The following is a 3,826-nucleotide window of genomic DNA, read 5'->3' as shown; positions in this document are numbered from 1 at the left end:
CGGAGCATGCGGATTAATTCGATGCAACGCGAAGAACCTTACCAAGGCTTGACATGTACCGGAAACACTCAGAGATGGGTGCCCCCTTTGGGTCGGTACACAGGTGGTGCATGGTTGTCGTCAGCTCGTGTCGTGAGATGTTGGGTTAAGTCCCGCAACGAGCGCAACCCTCGTTCTATGTTGCCAGCACGTGATGGTGGGGACTCATGGAAGACTGCCGGGGTCAACTCGGAGGAAGGTGGGGATGACGTCAAATCATCATGCCCCTTATGTCTTGGGCTTCACGCATGCTACAATGGCCGGTACAATGGGCGGCGAATCCGTAAGGTGGAGCGAATCCCAAAAAACCGGTCTCAGTTCGGATTGGGGTCTGCAACTCGACCCCATGAAGTCGGAGTCGCTAGTAATCGCAGATCAGCAACGCTGCGGTGAATACGTTCCCGGGCCTTGTACACACCGCCCGTCAAGTCACGAAAGTCGGTAACACCCGAAGCCGGTGGCCCAACCCTTGTGGGGGGAGCCGTCGAAGGTGGGACCGGCGATTGGGACTAAGTCGTAACAAGGTAGCCGTACCGGAAGGTGCGGCTGGATCACCTCCTTTCTAAGGAGCATTTTTGGCCTGGCTGCCTCCGAGTGTGGGGTGGCAGGTTGCTCTGGGTGGAACATCGATCATGACATCTGGGCCCTGTTGGTGGGTCTGCTCGAGTACTGACGTGCCGCTCCTGTGTTGGGGTGGGTGTCGTGGAATGGGTGGGCTTGCGGGTGGGGTGGGTGTCTGGCACGTTGTTGGGTCCTGAGGATTCACACTGCTCGTCCCCGTGGTGGGGTCTGGCCCTGGTTGGGTCGTGGCTCTGGTCGGGGGCGGGGTGGTTTCCTTGAGGAATGGTCGGGCCTTGCCTGGTCGCGAACTGCCTGTGGCGCTCGTTGGTGGGTGTCGGGGGTGGGCGTGGTCGTGTGGTGGGGTTGCTGCCCGTATGTTGAGAACTTCACAGTGGACGCGAGCATCTTTATTTTCTGTGGCTCAAGTTTTTAAGGGCGCACGGTGGATGCCTTGGCACCAGGAACCGAAGAAGGACGTAGGAATCTGCGATAAGCCTCGGGGAGTCGATAACCAGACTGTGATCCGAGGATTTCCGAATGGGGAAACCCGGCTGGAGGCAAGTCCAGTCACCCGCAGCTGAATTCATAGGTTGTGTGGAGGGAACGCGGGGAAGTGAAACATCTCAGTACCCGCAGGAAGAGAAACCAAGAGGGATTCCGTTAGTAGTGGCGAGCGAACGCGGATGAGGCCAAACCGGGCTTGTGTGATAGCTGTCAGGCGTTGCAGGTTCGGGGTTGTGGGAGCGTTTTTCCCGGGACTGACATCTCGGGGTGGAGTGATCAATCCATGTCATAGTCGAAGGGTCTTGAATGGCCCGGCGTAGAGGGTGGGACCCCCGTAGACGAAATGGTGTGGACTTCATGGGCGTTTCCCAAGTAGCACGGGGCTCGAGGAATCTCGTGTGAATCTGGCGGGACCACCCGCCAAGCCTAAATATTCCCTGGTGACCGATAGCGGACAAGTACCGTGAGGGAAAGGTGAAAAGTACCCCGGGAGGGGAGTGAAATAGATCCTGAAACCGTGCGCTTACAAGCCGTCGGAGCCTGCCTGTGGTGGGTGACGGCGTGCCTTTTGAAGAATGAGCCTGCGAGTTAGTGCTCAGTGGCAAGGTTAACCCGTGTGGGGAAGCCGTAGCGAAAGCGAGTCCGAAATGGGCGGCAGAGTCGCTGGGTCTAGACCCGAAGCGGAGTGATCTACCCATGGCCAGGTTGAAGCGACGGTAAGACGTCGTGGAGGACCGAACCCACTTAGGTTGAAAACTGAGGGGATGAGCTGTGGGTAGGGGTGAAAGGCCAATCAAACTCCGTGATAGCTGGTTCTCCCCGAAATGCATTTAGGTGCAGCGTCACGTGTTTCTTACCGGAGGTAGAGCTACTGGATAGCTGATGGGCCTCAGCAGGTTACTGACGTTAACCAAACTCCGAATGCCGGTAAGTGAGAGCGTGGCAGTGAGACTGCGGGGGATAAGCTCCGTGGTCGAGAGGGAAACAGCCCAGATCACCAGCTAAGGTCCCTAAGCGTGTGCTAAGTGGAAAAGGATGTGGAGTTGCAGTGACAACCAGGAGGTTGGCTTAGAAGCAGCCATCCTTGAAAGAGTGCGTAATAGCTCACTGGTCAAGTGATTCCGCGCCGACAATGTAGCGGGGCTCAAGCACACCACCGAAGCTGTGGCATTGACAATACTGCTCGACATCCATGCGTGGGTGTCCAGGCGTGTTGATGGGTAGGGGAGCGTCGTGTGGCGAGTGAAGCGGCGGAGTGATCCAGTCGTGGATGCCACACGAGTGAGAATGCAGGCATGAGTAGCGAATGACGGGTGAGAAACCCGTCCGCCGAATAACCAAGGGTTCCAGGGTCAAGTTAATCTTCCCTGGGTAAGTCGGGACCTAAGGCGAGGCCGACAGGCGTAGTCGATGGACATCCGGTTGATATTCCGGAACCGGCGAAGGACCGACCCTGGCGAATCCAGTGATGCTAAACGCCTGAAGCGCCCCGTGAAGGGGGCCATGCCTTTGTGTGTGGTTCCTGGTGTGGGTGTGGAACGCGTGACCCGAGCTGGTAGTAGCCAAGTGATGGGGAGACGCAGGAAGGTAGCCTCCGCGTGGCGATGGTTGTCCACGTCCAAGGGTGCAGGGCGAGTCGTAGGTAAATCCGCGGCTCATATGCCTCAGGCCTGATGGTGACCGCCTATGGCGGGAAGCAGGGTGATCCTATGCTGTCGAGAAAATCCTCTAGCGAGGTTCGAGCCGCCCGTACCCCAAACCGACTCAGGTGGTTGGGTAGAGAATACCAAGGCGATCGAGTGAATCGTGGTTAAGGAATTCGGCAAAATGCCCCCGTAACTTCGGAAGAAGGGGGGCCCGGATCCTGAAGCCCCAGGCGGGCTAGGGAGAAGGGCCGCAGAGGCCAGGGAGAAGCGACTGTTTACTAAAAACACAGGTCCGTGCGAAGTCGCAAGACGATGTATACGGACTGACGCCTGCCCGGTGCTGGAAGGTTAAGAGGACCTGTTAGATCACTTCGGTGGTCGAAGCGGAGAATTTAAGCCCCAGTAAACGGCGGTGGTAACTATAACCATCCTAAGGTAGCGAAATTCCTTGTCGGGTAAGTTCCGACCTGCACGAATGGCGCAACGACTTCTCCACTGTCTCAACCGCGAACTCGGCGAAATTGCACTACGAGTAAAGATGCTCGTTACGCGCAGCAGGACGGAAAGACCCCGGGACCTTCACTATAGCTTGGTATTGGTGATCGGGACGGCTTGTGTAGGATAGGTGGGAGACTGTGAAGCGAGCACGCTAGTGTTCGTGGAGTCATCGTTGAAATACCACTCTGGTCGTTCTGATCATCTAACCTCGGTCCGTGATCCGGATCAGGGACATTGCCTGGTGGGTAGTTTAACTGGGGCGGTTGCCTCCTAAAATGTAACGGAGGCGCTCAAAGGTTCCCTCAGCCTGGTTGGCAATCAGGTGGCGAGTGCAAGTGTACAAGGGAGCTTGACTGCGAGACAGACATGTCAAGCAGGGACGAAAGTCGGAACTAGTGACCCGACGGTGGCTTGTGGAAGCGCCGTCGCTCAACGGATAAAAGGTACCCCGGGGATAACAGGCTGATCTTCCCCAAGAGTCCATATCGACGGGATGGTTTGGCACCTCGATGTCGGCTCGTCGCATCCTGGGGGTGGAGTTGCTCCCAAGGGTTGGGCTGTTCGCCCATTAAAGCGGC

General features: G+C 57.2%; 2 rRNA genes. Both read left to right on the top strand.

Annotated elements, in window-relative coordinates:
• A 16S ribosomal RNA gene (locus JCO01S_RS15120) occupies positions 1 to 601 on the top strand; the annotation flags it as partial.
• Positions 602 to 1,019: 418 nt separating this feature from the next.
• Positions 1,020 to 3,826, top strand: a 23S ribosomal RNA gene (locus JCO01S_RS15115); the annotation flags it as partial.

This window comes from Janibacter corallicola NBRC 107790 (genome assembly GCF_001570965.1).
Taxonomy (GTDB): domain Bacteria; phylum Actinomycetota; class Actinomycetes; order Actinomycetales; family Dermatophilaceae; genus Janibacter; species Janibacter corallicola.
The sequence above is the reverse complement of the archived record's forward strand: the minus strand, read 5'-3'. Positions and strand labels throughout refer to the sequence as shown.